This window comes from Streptomyces sp. NPDC002935 (assembly GCF_040611295.1).
In the GTDB taxonomy this organism is placed as follows: domain Bacteria; phylum Actinomycetota; class Actinomycetes; order Streptomycetales; family Streptomycetaceae; genus Streptomyces.
Window position 1 is genome coordinate 205,318 of sequence record NZ_JBEXNW010000003.1, and the last position, 16,686, is coordinate 222,003.

A 16,686-nucleotide genomic window follows, 5' to 3' on the forward strand; every position below is an offset into this window, starting at 1 on the left:
ACTCGTGCGTCGTAGGGGGGCCAACGAGGGTCGGAGGAACAGGGGTGGGGATGCGCAAGGGAATCGTGGCGGCGTTGGTCCTGGTGGGGCTGGCGGCGGTGGGGTGCGAGGGGGAGGGGCGTGACGGTCTTGTGGTGAAGGGCACGCCGCCCGCCAGTCCGTACGCCGGGCGGCTGGACCTGCCCTACAAGGAGAGCGTGGACGGCGGCGAAGAGGGGGCGAAGGAGAGCTCGGGCGCGGCCGGACGGGCACTGGAGTGCGACGGCGCCATCTACACGGGTGCCGCGGGCGACGGGTGGAGCAAGGGTGACGGCGGGTCGACCCCCGAGGAGGGGCTGAACGCGTACTTCGACATCTACCAGCCCCTCATGCCGGAGTCCGGCTACCGGGTGGAGCGCGAGCAAGGGGGGCGCGTCCTGTACTCGTACGACGTCGAAGGCAGGACCAAGGTCGCCGTCGTCGTCGCGAAGGACCAGCCGGGGCGCCCGGGTTGGGGCCCGGAGACCAGCGCGTCCTGCGATCCGTCCGAGTTTCCGGCGGCCTTCGCGGAGTCGTTGGGGTACGAGATCTGGACGGACCGGGACGGCCACCGGGTACCGACCACCGAGGTGACCAGCTTCGTCGGCGCCGAGCACTGCGACTGGCAGAGCGCGCACTTTCTCGACCTGGGCAGTGGCAAGGACGTCCGGCAGTACGTGCGCGATCCGCGCGGGGTCTTGAGGTCCGAGGATCTCACCGCCGCGTACGACGGCGACGTCCGCATGCCCGCGGACGCGCGTGACACCGGCTACCGCTACCGCGACTGGAACCTCTGGCTGGCGCCGGACAAGAACACGGCGTACGTCCGGACCTCCGACGGGGTGGAGGCGTGGCCCGCGGCGAGGCAGTGGATCGGCTGCAAGTGAGGTGCCGGCGGCGACCTCGACGGGCGGGCCGGCTCCTGCGAAGCTCTGCAGACGGCGCCCGGGGGCCGGGTGGGACCGCTGGGTCTTCGCTGCCCTTACAGCTCCACGCGTCTGGCATGCCTGCCGGGTGGGTCGACGACCCGCCCTGCCGGTCACGGTACGGCTGGCCCGTCGGTCTTCTGCTCGCCGAGGTGAGGAGATTCCGGCCTAGCGAGCCTGAGGGTCAGGACGTACGCGACCACCACCGCCACGATCACCAACGGCATGACGGTCAGCCCGACGGTACCCAGGAGCAGGGTGGCCAGCAGGACCGCGGTCATCGGCAGTTTGAGCATGGCGACGCTCAGCGCGCCCATGCCGAGCGCGAAGCCGGTGGTGGCGTCGAGGCCGGGAAGGTGGGACATGGCCAGCCCGCCCGCACCGCCGACGAACAGGGAAGGGAAGACCGGACCTCCCCGGAAGGCGCTGAGCGAGGCGCTGTAGGCGAGGGACTTGAACACGACGAGGAGCAGCAGGGTGCCGAGGGAGTAGCTGGCGTGGTCGGCCAGCAGGGGGCCGATGGTGGTCTCGCCGGAAAACAGCACGCCGGAGATCGGTTTGCCGGTGATGGTGGCGTAGAGCAGGGCGAGGAGTCCGATGAGTACGCCCATCGCTACGGTGAGGGGCATCCTTCGCCGCTCGACGCGCTTCTGCATGTGCTGGCCCGAGCGGCGGATCGCCTCGCCGAGGAGCGCGGCGGCGAGGCCGGCGAGGATCGCCCAGCCGAACGCGGCGAGTGTCGGCCGGTCGGCGGGCGGCACCTGGTGCAGTGACAGGGAGTAGGTGCCCAGTCCGGTCCAGGTGTCCAGGCCGGTGAAGATCAGGGAGCCGACGCCTGCGGCGAGCAGGCCGGGTACCAGCACGACGCCGAGCATCGGCCCGGCCAGGCCGGAGGCTTCCATGAGCAGGAACGCTCCGAGCAGCGGGGAGCCGAGGAGCTCACTGATCGCCGCGAAGCTGCCCGCTGCCGCGACGACGGCGACGCCGGTGGGAGGGGCGTCGCGTTTCAGCATCCGGATCGCGCCGGCCGCCAGTCCGCCGCCGAGGGCGATGAGGGGGGCCTCCGGGCCGAGGACGGCGCCGAGGCTGAGCGTGGTGATCGCGGCGAGGGCGACGCCGGGCACCGATGTCACCGACGGGGTGCCGCCGGTCTTGAGCCCTTCGGCGGGCTCGTGCCCGCCGTTTCCGGGCAGATGACGAATAGTGAGGGCGACCAGCACGCCGGCCACAGCGAGCAGGGGCACGGCCCACCAGTCCGGTGTTCCGCTGAAGCCGAGGCCCTTGGGCAGGTCTTCGTAGACCAACGACTGGAGTTCGGAGACGAGGGCGAGGAACCCGTAGGCCACGCAGGAAATGGGGACGCCCAGTACGGCCGAGATCACCAGTAGGGAGATGTAGTTGCGCGTGCGGACGATTTCGAGCGGGTTCTGAGGGGCGGTGGCGGGTCCGGCCGGCATACGCATCCACTCCTCGCGGACGGGACTGGGGCCGCGGGCTCGGACACCCCGTCAGGTGTTACCACGGGATGGGGAATCAGCCCGGCTGCTGTGGCCTCGCGGGGCCGCGAGGCCACAGCGTTCACCCGTTCGAACTACGTTTTGGAGCAGGTCATCCCCTTGAGGCAGAACGATCTCACCGCCATGACAAGTGGCTCGCGGGTCATGTGCTCAGGCAGCGCTTCGGGACCAATGATGATGATTGGGCAGATCGTGCCCTCGGTCGACCTGAAGCGGTGGTCGATCACCTGGAGCGCGCCTCTGTGCTTGCTGTCATAGCGGTAGGTGCGTTCGGCCCAGGCTGCGGTCTCATCAGCCCCACAGGGCGACCTCTAAGCAGCCGAGCGCGGGACGAATAAGGGGTGGCCCGGCAGGATTCGAACCTGCGTACACGGCTCCGGAGCCCGCACCTCGACGGCTCCGGCCCCGAGGTGTCGCCGGCTCATGCGTATGACCCGAGGCGTCACCGGCTCATGTGCAGGGCGACGAGCAGTTGCCAGACCTGGTCCGCGACGGCGTCCGGGGTGCCCTCCAGCAGGCCGTGCAGCCAGTCCGCGAGGACGCCCGCGAAGGTGGCGGCGACCGCGGAGGCGACGAGTGGGGCGTCCGGTGCGCCGGCGAGGGTGCGCTCGGCCAGGCTGCGGGCCCGCAGGTCGCGGTGGAGCACGCGGCCCAGCGGGCCACCGCCGCCCGGACTCAGCAGCGCGCGGTAGAGACCGGTGTGCGGGGCGAGTTCGGTGAAGAAGGCGCGCAGAGCGGGGGGCGCGGACACCGGGTCGGGTCGTCCGCGCCAGGCGTGCAGCGCCTCCACGGCCTCCCGTACGACATCGGCGCACGCGTCGACCGCCAGTGCCTCCAGATCGGCGTAGTGCACGTAGAAGGTGGCCCGGCCGACCCCGGCCCGCCGGACCAGCGCGGCGACGCCGATCTCCTCCAGCGGATGCTCGGCGCACTCCGCCAGCAGCGCCTGCCGCAGCTTGGCGCGGGTCCGGGCGGTGCGCGGGTCGTCGGGCGTCATCCGGCGATGAGCACGGCGGCCAGGGCGAGGGCGCCCGGCAGGGCTTGTGCGAAGAGGATGCGGCGGTTCGCGGTGACCGATCCGTACACGCCCGCGATCACGACGCAGCACAGGAAGAAGACCTGTATGTCATGACCGGTCGGGTCCGCCGCGATCAGCCCCCAGATCAGGCCCGCGGCCAGAAAGCCGTTGTAGAGCCCCTGGTTGGCGGCGAGCGGCGCGGTCGCCCGGGCCATCTGCTCGTCGAATCCATGAAGTCCCCGCCCCGGCTTCTTCTCCCACAGGAACATCTCCAGCACCAGGATGTACGCGTGCAGCGCGGCCACCAGGCCCACCAGTACGTTCGCGACCGTTTCCATCGTCGGCAGACTCCTTAGCGCTCGGTCATTTCTTGGACAGGTGTCCACTATAGCTGGACGAGTGTCCAAGAAATGACCACGCAGGCCGCGTGACCGCAAGCCGGATGCGCCCCCTTGGGACGGGTCAGGCGTCCGGCGCCGCGTACACCCGCTCCCCTCCGACGTAGGTGAGCGCGACCCCGGTCTCCTTGATCGCCTCCGGCGGCCCCGCGAAGGGGTCGCGGTCCAGGACGACGAGATCCGCGAGGGCGCCCGCCCGCACGCTCCCGGTGTCGTCCAGATGGTTCGTGTACGCCGTTCCGGCGGTGTACGCCGTCAACGCGGCCGTCAGGTCGATGCGTTCGGCCGGCAGGAACACCGGCCCCGGCTCGTCCGGGCTCACCCGGTTGACCGCGACATGGATGCCCTGGAGCGGGTCGGGGCTGCTGACCGGCCAGTCGCTGCCCGCCGCCAGTTGCGCGCCGGAGCGCAGCAGCGCCCCGAACGGGTACTGCCAGGCGGCGCGTTCGGGCCCGAGGAAGGGGATGGTCAGCTCGTCCATCTGCGGTTCGTGCGCGGCCCACAGCGGCTGGATGTTCGCCGTGGCGCCGAGCTGGGCGAAGCGGGGCACGTCGTCGGGGTGCACGACCTGGAGATGCGCCAGATGCGGGCGGGTGTCGCTCGGCCCGTTCGCCTTGCGCGCCGCCTCGACCGCGTCCAGGGCGTGGCGTACGGCACCGTCGCCCAGCGCGTGGAAGTGGCACTGGAACCCGAGGGCGTCCAACTCGGTCACGTACGACGGCAGGTGAGCCGGATCGATGAAGCTCTTGCCCCGATTGGCCGTGGCGCAGCCGCACTTGTCGAGGTAGGGGTCGAGCAGCGAGGCGGTGCCGTTCTCGGCGACTCCGTCCAGCATCAGCTTGACGCTGGTCGCCCGGAACCTGCCGTGCTCCAACGCGGCGCGCCGCTCGACGAGTTCGGGGATCTGCTCGGCACCCCGCGCCCGGTCCCACCACAGGGCGCCGACCACCCGCGCGGTCAGCGAACCGTCGCGGGCCGCCGTCAGGTACGCCTCGGACGGATCCTCCATGCCCAGGAAGGTGCCGACGATCGCGTCCTGCCAGGCGGTGATGCCGAGCGCGTGCAGATGCCGCTGGGCGTGCAGCAGCGCGGCGAGCCGGTCGGCGGGCGTGGCCGCGGGAGTGAGCCGGCCGACGGACTGCATGGCCCCCTCCTGCAGCATGCCGGTGGGCTCGCCCGACGCGTCCCGCTCGAACCGTCCGTCGGCCGGATCGGGCGTGTCGCGGTCGACTCCCGCGCGTTCGAGGGCGCGGCTGTTGACCCAGGCGCCGTGATGGTCCCGGTTGGGCAGGTACACCGGCCGGTCCGGTACGACCGCGTCCAGCAGCTCCTTGGTCGGCGTACCGCCCTCGAAGGCCTCCATGGACCAGCCGCCGCCCGTGATCCACTCCCGTTCGGGGTGCGCGTCGGCGTACGCGCGGACGGCGGCGACGGTGTCCTCGGCCGTCTTCGCGCCGGTGAGATCGCACTGGGTGAGTTCCAGGCCCGCCGGGACCGGGTGGACGTGCGCGTCCTGGAACCCGGGCAGCAGGAGCCGCCCGGCCAGGTCGACGACCTCGGTGCCCGGTCCGATGAGCTCATGGACCTCGGAGTTTCCGACGGCGGTGATCCGCTCGCCGGTGACGGCCACCGCGGTCGCGGTGCGGCCCTCGGGGGTGAACACCGGTCCGCCGGTGAAGAGAAGGTCAGCGTGCATGGTTCCGTTCCTTGGTCGGGGTGGCCAGAGGCCCTCGGTCGCTTCAGTTGAGGGTGGCCAGGAGCTGGGGCGCGTCGGCGTCGGTTCCCCGACCCGTGGTGAAGTACGCGGACTTGCGGACCCACTTGGCCCACGCGGCGGCCGCGAAACCCGAGACGATCATGACGGTGGGGGTGAGCAGCAGGAACCAGCCGTTGTCCGCGCTGACCTCGAAGTGGTCGGTGGAGGTGTAGAAGGACCAGGCGAGATAGCCGCCGAGGCCGAGCAGCGACACGGCGCTCAGGGTGGGGAGGACGACCGCCCGTATCCCCTCCCGCCAGTCCTCGCGGAGCAGTCCGCGGAACCGGGCGGCCGCCGCGAGGGCGACGAGCGCGTACGACAACGCCACGACGATCCCGACGGCGTTCACGGTCGCCATGATCATGTCGGCGAGCCGGGGAATCACCAGGGAGAGCGTGGCCACGACGACGGCCATCGCGCCGATCAGCAGCGTGCCGGTCGCCGGAGTCCCGTACCGGGCACTGACCCTGGACCACACGGGCCCGAGCGTACGGTCCCGGCTCATCGCGAACATCCCGCGCGCCGTCGGGATCACCCCGGCCTGCAGCGAGGCGACCGCCGAGAACATCAGCGCCACCAGGGGCAGCGCGGCCAGCGGCTGGTCGGCGAGCCGGTTCCCGAGGAAGGCCAGGCCCTCGGCACCGTGCCCGGCCAACTCGTCCTCGGACAGCACGCGTTGGAAGGCCACCGAGCCGAGCAGGAAGATCCCCAGCATGGTCACCAGCGTGATGGTCCCGGCCCGCGAGGCGTCCCGCGGATCGCGTACCTCCTCGTTCACGGTGAACGCCGCCTCGAAGCCCCAGTAGCAGAACACCGACAGCAGAAGCCCCTGCGCCAGCGCCGTCGCCGAGGGGATCTGGAACGGGTCGAACCAGCTCAGGCTGAAGGGGTGCGGGCCGGTGACGATGCCGTATCCGCAGAAGCTCAGCAGGACGACGTACTCGAAGACCAGCAGCCCGCCCTGGAGCCGCGCGGCGGTCCTGACCCCGGTCACCGCGGTGAGGGTGACGGCGACGAGGATCACGACGCCCACGGCCGTGGTCTGGGCGGTCGAGCCCGGATCGAGCGCAAGGCCCGCCACCGTGTGCAGACCCGCCTCGCCGGCGAGCTGGATCATCGCCGAACCGGTCACCGCCGTGGTGTACGCGAGGAACGCCACCGTGGCCACGATGCTCGCCCAGCCGACCAGGAAACCGAGCCAGGGACTGAGTGAACGGCCCACCCACACATAGCCGTTGCCCGCGTTCGGCTCGACCCGGTTCAGCCGGGAGAAGGCGCCCGCGATCCCGAGGATCGGCAGAAAGGCCAGCAGCATGATCGCGGGCAGATGCAGCCCGACCACCCCGGCCGTCACGCCGAGCCCGATGCCGATGCTGGTCGTCGCCGCCGTACTGGAGGCGGCGATGGCGACGCCGTCCATGACGCCGAGCGTCCTGCGCAAGGACGGGGGATCCACACCGTACGGCTTCTGCGTCATGGCCTGCTCCGATCGCACCCGGGGCCTGATTCCGGCCCGATGACCGGAAATGAAACTGCCCGGGGCCTTAACAGGTCAACGCCGTTGACATAAGGTGCCCGCACCGGAGGGAGACGCCATGACGTCCACGAACGACCGAGTCGTCCCGCCCGCCGCCCGGCGGCGCAGACGCCCCACCAAGACCGGCGTCGTCCTCTCCGAGGAACTGATCGTCGAGACCGCCCTGCGCCTGCTCAAGGAACACGGCGCCGACGCGCTCACCGTCCGTCGCCTCGGCCTCGCCCTCGGCGCCGACCCCAGCGCCCTGTACCGCTACTTCCGCGACACCGACGATCTGCTGCTCGCCATCGCCGACGAGCTCATCGGCCGGACGCTGCGCACCTGGCACCCCACCGGGGACTGGCGCGCCGACCTCAGGGATCTCGGCCTGCGCGTGCACTCCGGGTCCCTCGCCCATCCGCAGGCCGCCGTGCTCAGCTCCTACCGGGTGACGGGCCGCGTCCACGAGATCGAGGCGGTGGAGACGATCATCGGTGTGCTGCGCGGTGCCGGGTTCCCCGATCCCGAGGCCGTACGGATCTACCACGCCTTCGTCGACCAGGCGCTCGCGTTCGCGGCCCTGGACGCCGCGAGCGTCGCCCTGCCCCGGGCCGCGCGCGAGGCCGAGGCCGGCGTGTGGCGGGCGATGTACGCCCGGCTGCCCGCCGACAGCCACCCGAACATCGCGGCGACGGCCCGCCACCTCGTCCTCGACATGCGGCGCAGCGCCTATCCGACGGCGCTCGACCTGCTGCTGAGCGCGGCGGCGGCCCGGCTCGCGGAGATCACCGGAGGCGGACACCACGGGAACCCCGCCGTGGCCACCCGGCCCGTCACACTGAGGCCCGCTCCACCGTCATCACCGTAGAGCGACGCGTACGCCCGTATCGCGGCTGTACTTCAGCGTCATCCCGCAGCGCGTGCGGGCCTGGCGCGAGGCCGACGAGATCTCCGGACGCGACCTCATGCGCGAGGGCGCGTGGCTCGTGGCCGACTGAATTCCCCGGACGCGGTAAGACGGGACGACAGGGCTGCGGCCGCCGGATGCCGCCCTGTCGTCCCGGAACCCCTTACGGAGGAAACATGGCACTGGTCACCGCCGCTGTCGTGGTGCTGGACTGCGCCGAGCCCGAGAAGCTCGCCGCCTTCTACAAGGAGCTGCTCGACGCCGAGGAGACGCACGCGAGCGCGAACCGCGTCGAGATCAAGGGCACCGACGGCATGCGGATGGCCTTCCGCCGTGACGGGAACGTCACGCCGCCCAGCTGGCCGCGTCCCGAGAACGCCTTCCAGGCCCACATCGACTTCCACGTGGAGGACCTCGACCAGGCGGAGCTCGTGGTGGTCGGCCTGGGCGGCCGGCCGCTCGACACCAAGGACGCGTCCGGCCCGTACGAGGAACGCGGCTACGCCGACCCGGCCGGACACTCCTTCACCCTGCGGTACGCCCGGTCGACGGCCCCCAAACAGGGCTGAGCGCCTGGCCGGCTCCTCGGCCCTCTCCGCCGGTGCCACGGACGAAGTCCTCCTGGCCGACGGGGCCGTGGACCGGGGACGATCGGCGCAGCGGCGCACCCGGGCGCGGACCGGACCCGGTCAGCGTGGCGTGGTGTCGTCGGCCTCGAACGGGCCACCGTGGCCCGGCACGATCAGGTCCGCGGCGTCCAGCACCCGGAGCCGGGAGGCGCGCAACACGTCACGGTCGGGGGCCACGGGGTCGTCCGCCGGGCCGTTCGCGTCCCACCACAGATCGCCGGCGAAGGCGACCACACCCGAGTCCGTACCGGCCAGCAGCGTGATGTCCTCGGGACTGTGGCCCGGAGTACGGATCAGACGCAGCGACGGCGTGAGTTCGTACCCCTCCGCGTCCCGGTTCCTCCACTGATCGCCGAGGTACTCCACCTTGTGGTCGTGCACTCGGGCCCGCCCGAACAGACCCACGTTCATCGTGTTGTCCGGGTGGTGGTGACTGAGTACCACGTCGGTGATGTCGTCGGGGCCGAGTCCCAACTCCGCGAGCGGGGCGAGGATCCGGTCGCGGCTCGCCACCATGCCCGGGTCGAAGATCACATGCCGGCCCGCGTCGAAGACGTAGGAGACGGTGGCGGCGACACCCGGGCCGGTGGAGCCCGTGTAGCCGGTGGTCAGGATCGTGTACACGGCGTCGCGGCCGAGCGGTGCGTCTGTCATGACTCCGATCATTCCGTGAGGGCGGACCGTCCACGAGTGGCACAGCTGCCGCTGATCGCAGGATTCGTGCCACACTGCCCGCGTGCCTCCCTTCGCCACCGTGGCCGCGTACGCCCCGCCGGGAGTCGGCCTGCTCGCCGCCGGCATCGTCGCCGAGGTCTTCGGCCCGCACGGCGAGGGACTGCCCGGCTTCGACTTCGCCCTGTGCACCGACCGGCCGGGGCCGGTCCGCACCGATGTGGGCATACCGCTCACCGTCACACACGGCCTGGACCGGCTCGCCTCCGCCGATCTCGTGATCGCCCTGCCATGGGCCGACTTCCGCACACCACCCGCTCCCGCCGTGCTCGACGCGCTGTCGGACGCACACGGGCGCGGCTCGCTGGTCGCGGCCCACTGCGTCGGCGCCTTCGCGCTCGCCGCCGCCGGACTGCTCGACGGCCGACGGGCCACCACCCACTGGCGGTTCGCCGAACTGCTCGCCCGCCGCCACCCCGACACCACCGTCGAACCCGACGCCCTCTACATCGACGAAGGGCGCATCCTGACGGGCGCGGGAGCCGCCGCGGGCTTCGACCTGTGCCTGCACCTGCTGCGGCGCGAGCACGGGGCCGCGATGGCCAACGCCGTCGCCCGGGACGTGGTCCTGCCGTCCCACCGCGACGGCGGGCAGGCGCAGTACCTGGCCGCCCCCGCCCCCGAAGGCTGCGGTGACGAACGACTGGCCGAGGTGCTCGCGTGGGCCCGCGAGAACCTCCACGAACCGCTTCCCGTCGCGGAACTGGCCCGGCGCGCCGTGATGAGCAAGCGCTCCTTCGCCCGCCGCTTCACCGCCGCGACCGGCACCACCCCCCACGCCTGGCTGCGAAGCCTGCGTCTGAGCGGTGCCGAGGAACTCCTGGAGACCACGGACCTCCCGGTGGAGGAGATCGCACGCCGCGTCGGATACGGAAGCGCGGCCGTCCTGCGCGAACAGTTCGTACGACGCAGGGGAGTGCCGCCCCGTTCCTACCGCCGGGCCTTCACGGCCTCGCCGTAGCGCGCGCGGCGAGCCGGTCAGGCCGAAGCGGCGGGATCCTTCGACGCGTTGCTTCACACTCGGAGGACCCATGCAGTTCCTTCCCCGCTCGCTGTCGGGCTGGACCATCGCGGTGTTCGGCCTTTGCGCCGCGGCAATGGGCGCACTGGGGCTGATCGCTCCGGAAACCCTGCTCTCGCTCATGGGCTTCGCGCCGGACGCAGGACCCGAACGAGCGGACGACGACTACACGTTGGTCTTCCTGACCGCCTCCTCCATGGCGGCGCTGAACATGGGCGTGTACTACGTGCTGGCCTCCCTCTCCGACTGGAAGGCCTTCTTCCGCTGGACTGTCCCCTTCCGCCTGCTGACCTGCACGGTCTTCACGCTCGCCGTACTCGGCGGCCGTGCCCCGGACGGTTTCCTGGGCGTGGGCCTGTGGGAGGGAGCAGGAGCCGTGGCCACTGGCGCGGCGCTGCGCCACGAGAAGCGGCGCGGGCTTCCCGCGGCCGACGGGACCGCACCGGACGGGCGCACGGAGCGGTCGATCCAGCCCCCGGCGATGAGCTGAGCAGGTGGCGACGAGGGCTTGAACGCGTACTTCCTCAGTCGCGGCCGGACGTGCCGGGGGAGGGCCACACACCCGTGGAGCGTTCGATGACCTTCGCGCCCGTGCGGTCCACCGCACTGCGCACGACGGCGAAGATCGCGCCCTGGAGCGCGGCGGCGAGCAGCACCTCGCCCCAGCCGCGGTCCTTGTCCAGCGCGTCGGGAGCGTCTTCCTCGTGACGTATCGCCATCCAGGTCTTCTGGAAGGCGAGTCCGGCGACGGCGCCCCCGGCCCAGCTCAGGACGAAGCCGATCGGCTTGTAGGCCAGGGACAGCTTGCGCTTCTGCTGCTTCTTGGACTTGGACACCTGGGGCTCCTTCTTCGCTCCCGAGGCCGCCTACGTGAGCCGGCCTGCTCCGACCCCGGTAAGAGTGCCCGTTGCGCGGCCCCCGATTCCCTCCGTCGACACGGTGTGAGGCACGAGGGCCTGCGGAACGCCTCGCTGCTGCGGGCGCTCTTCCAGGTACGCGGCAAGGACGGCGACGGCATGCGCGACCCGGCAGCGCTCCGTCGCCCACGCCTTCCCCGAGGCCGACCAGATCTTCCTCGACGTGACCGATGCCCAGGTGGCGCGAGCGGCCGCGCGCCGCGGCGATACGGGGGCGAGCGACTGGGCGCGGGCCGACGACACTACGGCGGGAAGCCCCGCCGCGCCGGGGGAACGCGGCGGGGCCTGACGCTCGGGTGCCCGACGCACCACGGTTCATGCACACCGATACCGCGGAAGTACGGGCACGCTCAGCGCGGACCGGGGTGGCGTTCGGCGGTCCGCCCCGGCCGTGCAGTGAAGAGGCACCTGCAGGCGCGAAGCGGCCCGTACCGGCGCGTGTGCCGTTACGGGCCACCGTCGTGCGGGCGTCCCGGTGTCAGCCGGTCGGCTCCAGCACGAAGACGGGGATCTCCCGGTCGGTCTTCTTCTGGTAGTCGGCGTACGGGGGATACGCGGCGACCGCGCGCTCCCACCACTGGGCCTTCTCGTCGCCGGTGATCTCCCGGGCCGTGAACTCCTTGCGCACGGCCCCGTCCTGGAGCTCGACGCGCGGATCGGAGGTGACGTTGTAGTACCAGACCGGGTGCTTGGGGGCTCCGCCGAGCGAGGCGACCACCGCGTAGCTTCCGTCGTGCTCGACGCGCATCAGCGGGGTCTTGCGGATCTTGCCGCTCTTGGCGCCGCGTGTCGTGAGGATGATGACGGGCAAGCCCGTGTCCATCAGCGTCGTCCCCTTGGTCCCGCCGGACCCCTCGTACAACTCCACCTGGTCCCGCACCCACTGCGTGGGGCTGGGCTCGTACTCGCCCTCAAGTGGCATGACTTCCGTCCCATCGTCGCGTCGGACTGGTCCTGTCTCGGCACGATTCAACACCAGTGCGGACGTGAATCTTCCGTACCGCCGCCCCGCGTGGCTCCGCGCGCCGGGCCGATCCTCCGGTGGGGCGTGCCCGGCACACCGTGTGCGCCCGGCATCTCGCCCTGGAGGGCGTTCCGGTGGCCCGGCGCATCGCTGCCGAGGACCGGCTCAGCCCCGGGCCGCCGCCCCACCGGCTGACGCCGGGTCGGGTACGGACAGAAGATGCTCGGCGCCGCCTTCGAGCAACCGGGCCGTTTCGGCCGAGCGCGGGAGCATCGACTTCTCGTAGCGGTCCACAGCGTCGTCGATGGTGGAGGAGCGGACGAGTGCGAGGGCGAGTTCGGCGGCGTCGAGCATGGCGAGGTTGACGCCGACGCCGAGCGGTGGCATGAGGTGGGCGGCGTCTCCCAGGAGCGCCACGCTGGGCGAGTGCTCCCATGTGTGCGGCACCGGCAGGGCGAAGAGCGGGCGATCGACGTAGGCGCCGTCGTTGTCGGTGATCATCCGGAGTATCCGCGGGGACCAGGCCGCGTACTCGCCGAGCAGATGCCCGCGGATGCCCTCGGTGTCCTCGGGGCGAAGGCCCTGCGCCGCGATCCAGTCCACGGGGACGCGCCGCATGATGTAGACGCGCATGTGGCCGCCGCTGTTGCGCTGTGCGAAGAGGCCACGCTCACCGTCGGCGATGTGGGCGCTGCCTTTCCCGACCAGTCGGGAAAGCTCGGGGTGCGCGTGCTCCATGTCGTCGAACCATGCCTCGAGGAAGCTGACCCCGGTGTAGCGCGGTGCCGCGGGCGACACGGCGGCGCGGACGCGGGAGTGGGCGCCGTCCGCGCCGATCACAAGATCCGCCTCAACGGCCGTCCCGTCGGTGAACGTCAGTGTTCGCGGCCCGGCGGCCGGTCCGCTCACCGACGCGAGCGTGCGCCCCCACTGAACGGTTCCCGCAGGCAGTGAGCGCAGCAGGAGATCGCGAAGCTGTCCGCGGTCGATCTCGGGGGCGGCCTTTTCGTCCTCGTCCGGCAGATGGTGGGCAAGGACGCGCCCCGATGGGTCCAACTGGCGCATTTCCTGCCCTTCGAGCCTGGCGAGCGCGAAGAACTCCTCCAGCAGGCCCGCCTCACGGAGCGCGAGTTGGCCGTCCTCCTCGTGCAGGTCGAGCGAGCCTCCCTGGTTCCGGGAATCGGTCTCGGCGTCGCGGTCGTACACCGACACCGCGATGCCGTGGCGCTGCAGGATGCGTGCGCATGTGAGGCCTCCCGGCCCGGCACCGATGATGCTGATCCGCGCGTTGGTGGGCGTCGGAGATTCCACGGTGGATTCCTTTCGTCGGTCGGGGTTCCGGAGACGCCACGGCGCGGCGACGGCCGGCGCCGCGACCCCATGGGGCGGCGACCCCTACGGAGACCACCAAAGCAGAAACGAGTCCATAAGTGCAACAGTTACAGTTTCTGCTTCGTTTCAGTCGTGGGGTAGAGTGATGCCATGCCCGAATCCCCGACCGTCGGTCGTCGCGAGCGCAAGAAGGCCGCGACGCGGCAGGCCATCGCCGACGCCGCCCTGGAACTCGTCCTGGAGCACGGGTTCGAACAGGTGAGCGTCCGCGATATCGCCGAGAAGGCCGATGTGTCGACGACGACACTCTTCGCGCACTTCCCGAGCAAGGAGGCCCTGGTCTTCGACCGCGAGGAGGACGTCGAGGCCGAGCTGACCGCCGCCGTCCGTGAACGGCCGGCCGGTCAGGACGTGGTCGAGGCGCTCCGCGCCCACGCGCTGAGGTCATGGGTGCCGCTGGCGTCGGATCCTCGTCTGCGCCAGTTCACGGCGCTGGTGGACCGAACGCCCGCGCTCCGCGAGTACGCGGAGCGTATGTGGATGCGGCACGCGGACGCCCTCGGCGCCGTGATCGCGCAGGAACTCGGCCGGGAGACGGATGATCTCGCGTGCTCGGCCCTCGCGCGGTTCGTCCTGGAACTGCCGGCCCTGGCCAAGGGACGACCGGATCCAGGCGCGGCCGTGGAGACGGTGTTCGACCTGCTGATCCATGGTTGGCGGTCGCAGGAGGAGCGCGCCGGGTAGTGCGGGCGAGGCCCGCCGGGGTCGGCCGGGCAGGCGATGACCTCGTGACAGGCTCCGGGTTCTCGCCGCGTTCTCACCGGGATCTCACTGCGGGGCCACGAGCATACGCACGGCCAGCAACATGATCACGCCGCTCGACGCGAGCCCCGTCACCAGCCGTCCCCGGTGGCCGGTCAGGGTCCGGCCGAGCAGTGCGCCGCCCCCGGCGATCAGGAGTTGCCAGCTCGCGGACGCGGCGAACGCGGCGAGGACGAACACCCCCTGCTCCAGCGGACGGACCGCCTCGGCCGCACGGCTGCCGAGCACCAGCGCGGCGAAGTAGACGACCGTGGTGGGGTTGAGCAGGGTGATCCCCAGTAGCGCCAGATAGGCACGGGCCGGGCGTGGGGGATCCTGACCCCCGCGCTCGGCGAGCCGACGTTCGCGGTACTGGCGGATCGCGCCGATCGCACCGCGGACCGCCAGTGCGACGAGGACCAGGGCGGAGGCCCAGCGCAGCGGAACCAGGACCGGCCGGAGCTCGGCCGCGAGCGCGGTACCGCCGAGGGCGGCGACGAGGGCGTACAGCCCGTCGGCCGTCGCGACGCCCAGCGCGGCCGAGGCGCCGATCCGCAGGGACGTACGAGCGGTGAGGGAGACGAGGTAGGTCGCGACCGCTCCGACGGGCATGGCGATGCCATAGCCCGCGAGAAGCCCCGCGACGAGCGCGGCGGTCACGACCGGGGAAGCTCGGGCCTCCGCGGTCGGCCGGGCTGCTGCTGGACCCGCACCGGACGAACGGCGGCGGAGGTCGGCGGCAGGAAGGCTTCGATCGTGGACATGGGCCGATGCTCGGGCCACCGGATATGCCCACGCAACCGATTTTCCATCCAGGGGATGCTGGAACTCCCCGTGACCTGGTGGGGAGTTGTGGGCATGGGAACGGGCATCGGCATCGCGATCGGCAAGGACGTCTGCATCGGCGCGGGTCAGTGCGCCCTCGCCGCCCCGGGCGTCTTCACCCAGGACGACGACGGATTCAGTGAGCTGCTGCCGGGCCGCGCGGACGGGGGCGGCGACCCGCTCCTGCGGGAGGCGGCGCGGGCCTGCCCGGTCGCCGCCATCACGGTGACGGAGCGCACCACCTGAGCCGAGGCCCTACCGCTCCGCGTCCAGCAGAAGTCGGGCGGCCGCGCGCGCCTGTTCGGCGGGCTCGGTGCTCTGGGTGATGCCCGCCGTGACCATGGCGCCCTCGGCGAGGAGGAAGAGGTGGTCGCCCAGGGCGGGAGGCAGACCCGCCGTGCTCACGAGCCCGGCCAGATACGCCCTGAACGCCGCCTTGTGCGCGCGGACCTGCGCGGCCACCCGCTCCGAGGTGGCACCGAGTTCACCGTACGAATTGATCCACGCGCAGCCGCGGAAGTCGGGCTCCGCGAACCACAGGCCCAGCCAGTCGAAGACGGCCAGGATTCGCCGCTCGGGTTCGCGCTGCCCGTCGACGTGCTCGGCCAGCCGCGCCCGCCACTGGGCATCGCGCCGCTCCAGATACGCCTCCACCAGCTGCTCCTTCGCCGGGAACAACTGGTAGAGCCGCTTGAGCGAGACACCCGAGGCACCGCGGATGTCGTCCATACCGACGGCCTGGATGCCGCGGCCGTAGAACAGCCGTTCCGCGGCGTCGAGGGCCTGTTCCGTGGCGAGTGCGAGGGCCTGGCCCCGGGTGGTCGTGCTGTCCATACGGAGGACTCCTTGACGAGAGAACGAGCGTTCTCTACCTTAGGCGTCAGAGATGGAGAACGCTCGTTCTCCCGTGTTTTGCCCGTGTCGAGGAGTCCCCATGACCGACCGCCCGCCCCTGCCGCCCTTCACCCGCGAGACCGCCCTCCAGAAGGTCCGGGCGGCCGAGGACGCCTGGAACACCCGCGACCCGCACAAGGTCTCGCTCGCCTACTCCGAGGACTCGGTCTGGCGCAACCGGGACACCTTCGTCACGGGCCGCGCCCGGATCGTCGAGCTGCTCACGGACAAGTGGGCGCGCGAGCACGAGTACGCCCTGCGCAAGGACCTGTGGGCCTTCGACGGCAACCGCATCGCCGTCCGATTCCAGTACGAGTCGCGGGACGCCGACGGTCAGTGGTGGCGCTCGTACGGCAATGAACTGTGGGAGTTCGACGAGCACGGTCTGATGACCCGGCGCGAGGCCTCCATCAACGACGTGCCGATCGAGGAGAAGGAGCGCCGGATCTTCGGGCCACGCCCGGAGTCGGAACGCGAGGAGACCTTCCCGCTCCGGTAGCGCTCCCGGATCTTCA

19 protein-coding genes and 1 pseudogene are annotated in these 16,686 nt (G+C 71.5%); 9 read left to right on the top strand and 11 right to left on the bottom strand.

Annotated features, from left to right (window positions below; genetic code table 11):
* Positions 1–50: 50 nt before the first annotated feature.
* On the top strand, positions 51–905 hold the full coding sequence (locus tag ABZX90_RS04935; RefSeq protein WP_355201535.1) for a hypothetical protein: 855 nt from the start codon (positions 51–53) through the stop codon (positions 903–905).
* A 152-nt stretch (positions 906–1,057) separates the two neighbouring features.
* Here the strand turns inward: ABZX90_RS04935 and ABZX90_RS04940 are convergent, their stop codons facing one another.
* The 5 genes from ABZX90_RS04940 to ABZX90_RS04960 all read right to left on the bottom strand — a co-directional run bounded on the left by ABZX90_RS04940 (position 1,058) and on the right by ABZX90_RS04960 (position 7,110).
* The gene (locus tag ABZX90_RS04940; RefSeq protein WP_355201537.1) at positions 1,058–2,401 is read right to left on the bottom strand and encodes a chloride channel protein; all 1,344 of its coding nucleotides are present in this window, start codon (positions 2,399–2,401) and stop codon (positions 1,058–1,060) included.
* 502 nt (positions 2,402–2,903) lie between these two features.
* Entirely contained in the window at positions 2,904–3,458 is a 555-nt protein-coding gene (locus ABZX90_RS04945; protein WP_351125481.1) for a TetR/AcrR family transcriptional regulator, read from the bottom strand.
* Entirely contained in the window at positions 3,455–3,817 is a 363-nt protein-coding gene (locus tag ABZX90_RS04950; RefSeq protein WP_355201539.1) for a DUF1304 domain-containing protein, read from the bottom strand. Before ABZX90_RS04950 ends, ABZX90_RS04945 begins: the two co-directional genes overlap by 4 nt.
* 124 nt (positions 3,818–3,941) lie before the next feature.
* The gene (locus ABZX90_RS04955) at positions 3,942–5,573 is read right to left on the bottom strand and encodes an amidohydrolase (RefSeq protein ID WP_355201541.1); all 1,632 of its coding nucleotides are present in this window, start codon (positions 5,571–5,573) and stop codon (positions 3,942–3,944) included.
* A gap of 43 nt (positions 5,574–5,616) precedes the next feature.
* Complete coding sequence (locus ABZX90_RS04960) at positions 5,617–7,110, bottom strand: APC family permease (RefSeq protein ID WP_355201542.1); 1,494 nt, start codon at positions 7,108–7,110, stop codon at positions 5,617–5,619.
* Between the two features lie 118 nt (positions 7,111–7,228).
* On the opposite strand from ABZX90_RS04960, the gene ABZX90_RS04965 reads away from it, so the two are divergent.
* The 3 genes and pseudogenes from ABZX90_RS04965 (at position 7,229) to ABZX90_RS04975 (ending at position 8,625) form a co-directional block, all read left to right on the top strand.
* The gene (locus ABZX90_RS04965) at positions 7,229–8,017 is read left to right on the top strand and encodes a TetR/AcrR family transcriptional regulator (RefSeq protein ID WP_355201544.1); all 789 of its coding nucleotides are present in this window, start codon (positions 7,229–7,231) and stop codon (positions 8,015–8,017) included.
* A 25-nt stretch (positions 8,018–8,042) separates the two neighbouring features.
* Positions 8,043–8,147 (top strand): annotated as a pseudogene (locus tag ABZX90_RS04970) (pyridoxamine 5'-phosphate oxidase family protein); the annotation flags it as partial.
* Between the two features lie 85 nt (positions 8,148–8,232).
* On the top strand, positions 8,233–8,625 hold the full coding sequence (locus ABZX90_RS04975; RefSeq protein ID WP_351125466.1) for a VOC family protein: 393 nt from the start codon (positions 8,233–8,235) through the stop codon (positions 8,623–8,625).
* Positions 8,626–8,745: 120 nt separating this feature from the next.
* On the opposite strand, the gene ABZX90_RS04980 is transcribed toward ABZX90_RS04975, so the two are convergent.
* Positions 8,746–9,339, bottom strand: coding sequence for an MBL fold metallo-hydrolase (locus ABZX90_RS04980; RefSeq protein ID WP_266764338.1), 594 nt, complete (start codon positions 9,337–9,339; stop codon positions 8,746–8,748).
* Positions 9,340–9,421: 82 nt separating this feature from the next.
* Here ABZX90_RS04980 and ABZX90_RS04985 point away from each other — a divergent pair, with 82 nt between their 5' ends.
* Together ABZX90_RS04985 and ABZX90_RS04990 are read left to right on the top strand one after the other, a co-directional pair.
* Complete coding sequence (locus tag ABZX90_RS04985; protein WP_351125463.1) at positions 9,422–10,378, top strand: helix-turn-helix domain-containing protein; 957 nt, start codon at positions 9,422–9,424, stop codon at positions 10,376–10,378.
* 70 nt (positions 10,379–10,448) lie between these two features.
* Entirely contained in the window at positions 10,449–10,928 is a 480-nt protein-coding gene (locus tag ABZX90_RS04990) for a hypothetical protein (RefSeq protein WP_355201546.1), read from the top strand.
* Between the two features lie 34 nt (positions 10,929–10,962).
* Here ABZX90_RS04990 and ABZX90_RS04995 read toward each other — a convergent pair whose 3' ends face one another.
* From ABZX90_RS04995 to ABZX90_RS05005, 3 genes are all read right to left on the bottom strand, one after another.
* Positions 10,963–11,274, bottom strand: coding sequence for a DUF4235 domain-containing protein (locus ABZX90_RS04995; protein WP_355201548.1), 312 nt, complete (start codon positions 11,272–11,274; stop codon positions 10,963–10,965).
* Positions 11,275–11,833: 559 nt separating this feature from the next.
* Positions 11,834–12,277, bottom strand: coding sequence for a nitroreductase family deazaflavin-dependent oxidoreductase (locus ABZX90_RS05000; RefSeq protein ID WP_351125454.1), 444 nt, complete (start codon positions 12,275–12,277; stop codon positions 11,834–11,836).
* A gap of 207 nt (positions 12,278–12,484) precedes the next feature.
* Entirely contained in the window at positions 12,485–13,630 is a 1,146-nt protein-coding gene (locus ABZX90_RS05005; RefSeq protein WP_355201550.1) for an NAD(P)/FAD-dependent oxidoreductase, read from the bottom strand.
* A gap of 171 nt (positions 13,631–13,801) precedes the next feature.
* Between ABZX90_RS05005 and ABZX90_RS05010 the strand changes: the two genes are divergently transcribed.
* Positions 13,802–14,395, top strand: a complete 594-nt coding sequence (locus ABZX90_RS05010; protein ID WP_351125448.1) for a TetR/AcrR family transcriptional regulator — start codon at positions 13,802–13,804, stop codon at positions 14,393–14,395.
* An 84-nt stretch (positions 14,396–14,479) separates the two neighbouring features.
* On the opposite strand, the gene ABZX90_RS05015 is transcribed toward ABZX90_RS05010, so the two are convergent.
* Positions 14,480–15,112, bottom strand: a complete 633-nt coding sequence (locus ABZX90_RS05015) for a LysE family transporter (protein ID WP_355201552.1) — start codon at positions 15,110–15,112, stop codon at positions 14,480–14,482.
* Positions 15,113–15,322: 210 nt separating this feature from the next.
* On the opposite strand from ABZX90_RS05015, the gene ABZX90_RS05020 reads away from it, so the two are divergent.
* Complete coding sequence (locus ABZX90_RS05020; RefSeq protein WP_355201773.1) at positions 15,323–15,523, top strand: ferredoxin; 201 nt, start codon at positions 15,323–15,325, stop codon at positions 15,521–15,523.
* A 9-nt stretch (positions 15,524–15,532) separates the two neighbouring features.
* Here ABZX90_RS05020 and ABZX90_RS05025 read toward each other — a convergent pair whose 3' ends face one another.
* Positions 15,533–16,111, bottom strand: coding sequence for a TetR/AcrR family transcriptional regulator (locus ABZX90_RS05025; protein WP_355201554.1), 579 nt, complete (start codon positions 16,109–16,111; stop codon positions 15,533–15,535).
* 100 nt (positions 16,112–16,211) lie between these two features.
* On the opposite strand from ABZX90_RS05025, the gene ABZX90_RS05030 reads away from it, so the two are divergent.
* The gene (locus ABZX90_RS05030; protein ID WP_355201556.1) at positions 16,212–16,670 is read left to right on the top strand and encodes a nuclear transport factor 2 family protein; all 459 of its coding nucleotides are present in this window, start codon (positions 16,212–16,214) and stop codon (positions 16,668–16,670) included.
* The last annotated feature ends 16 nt before the right edge of the window (positions 16,671–16,686 follow it).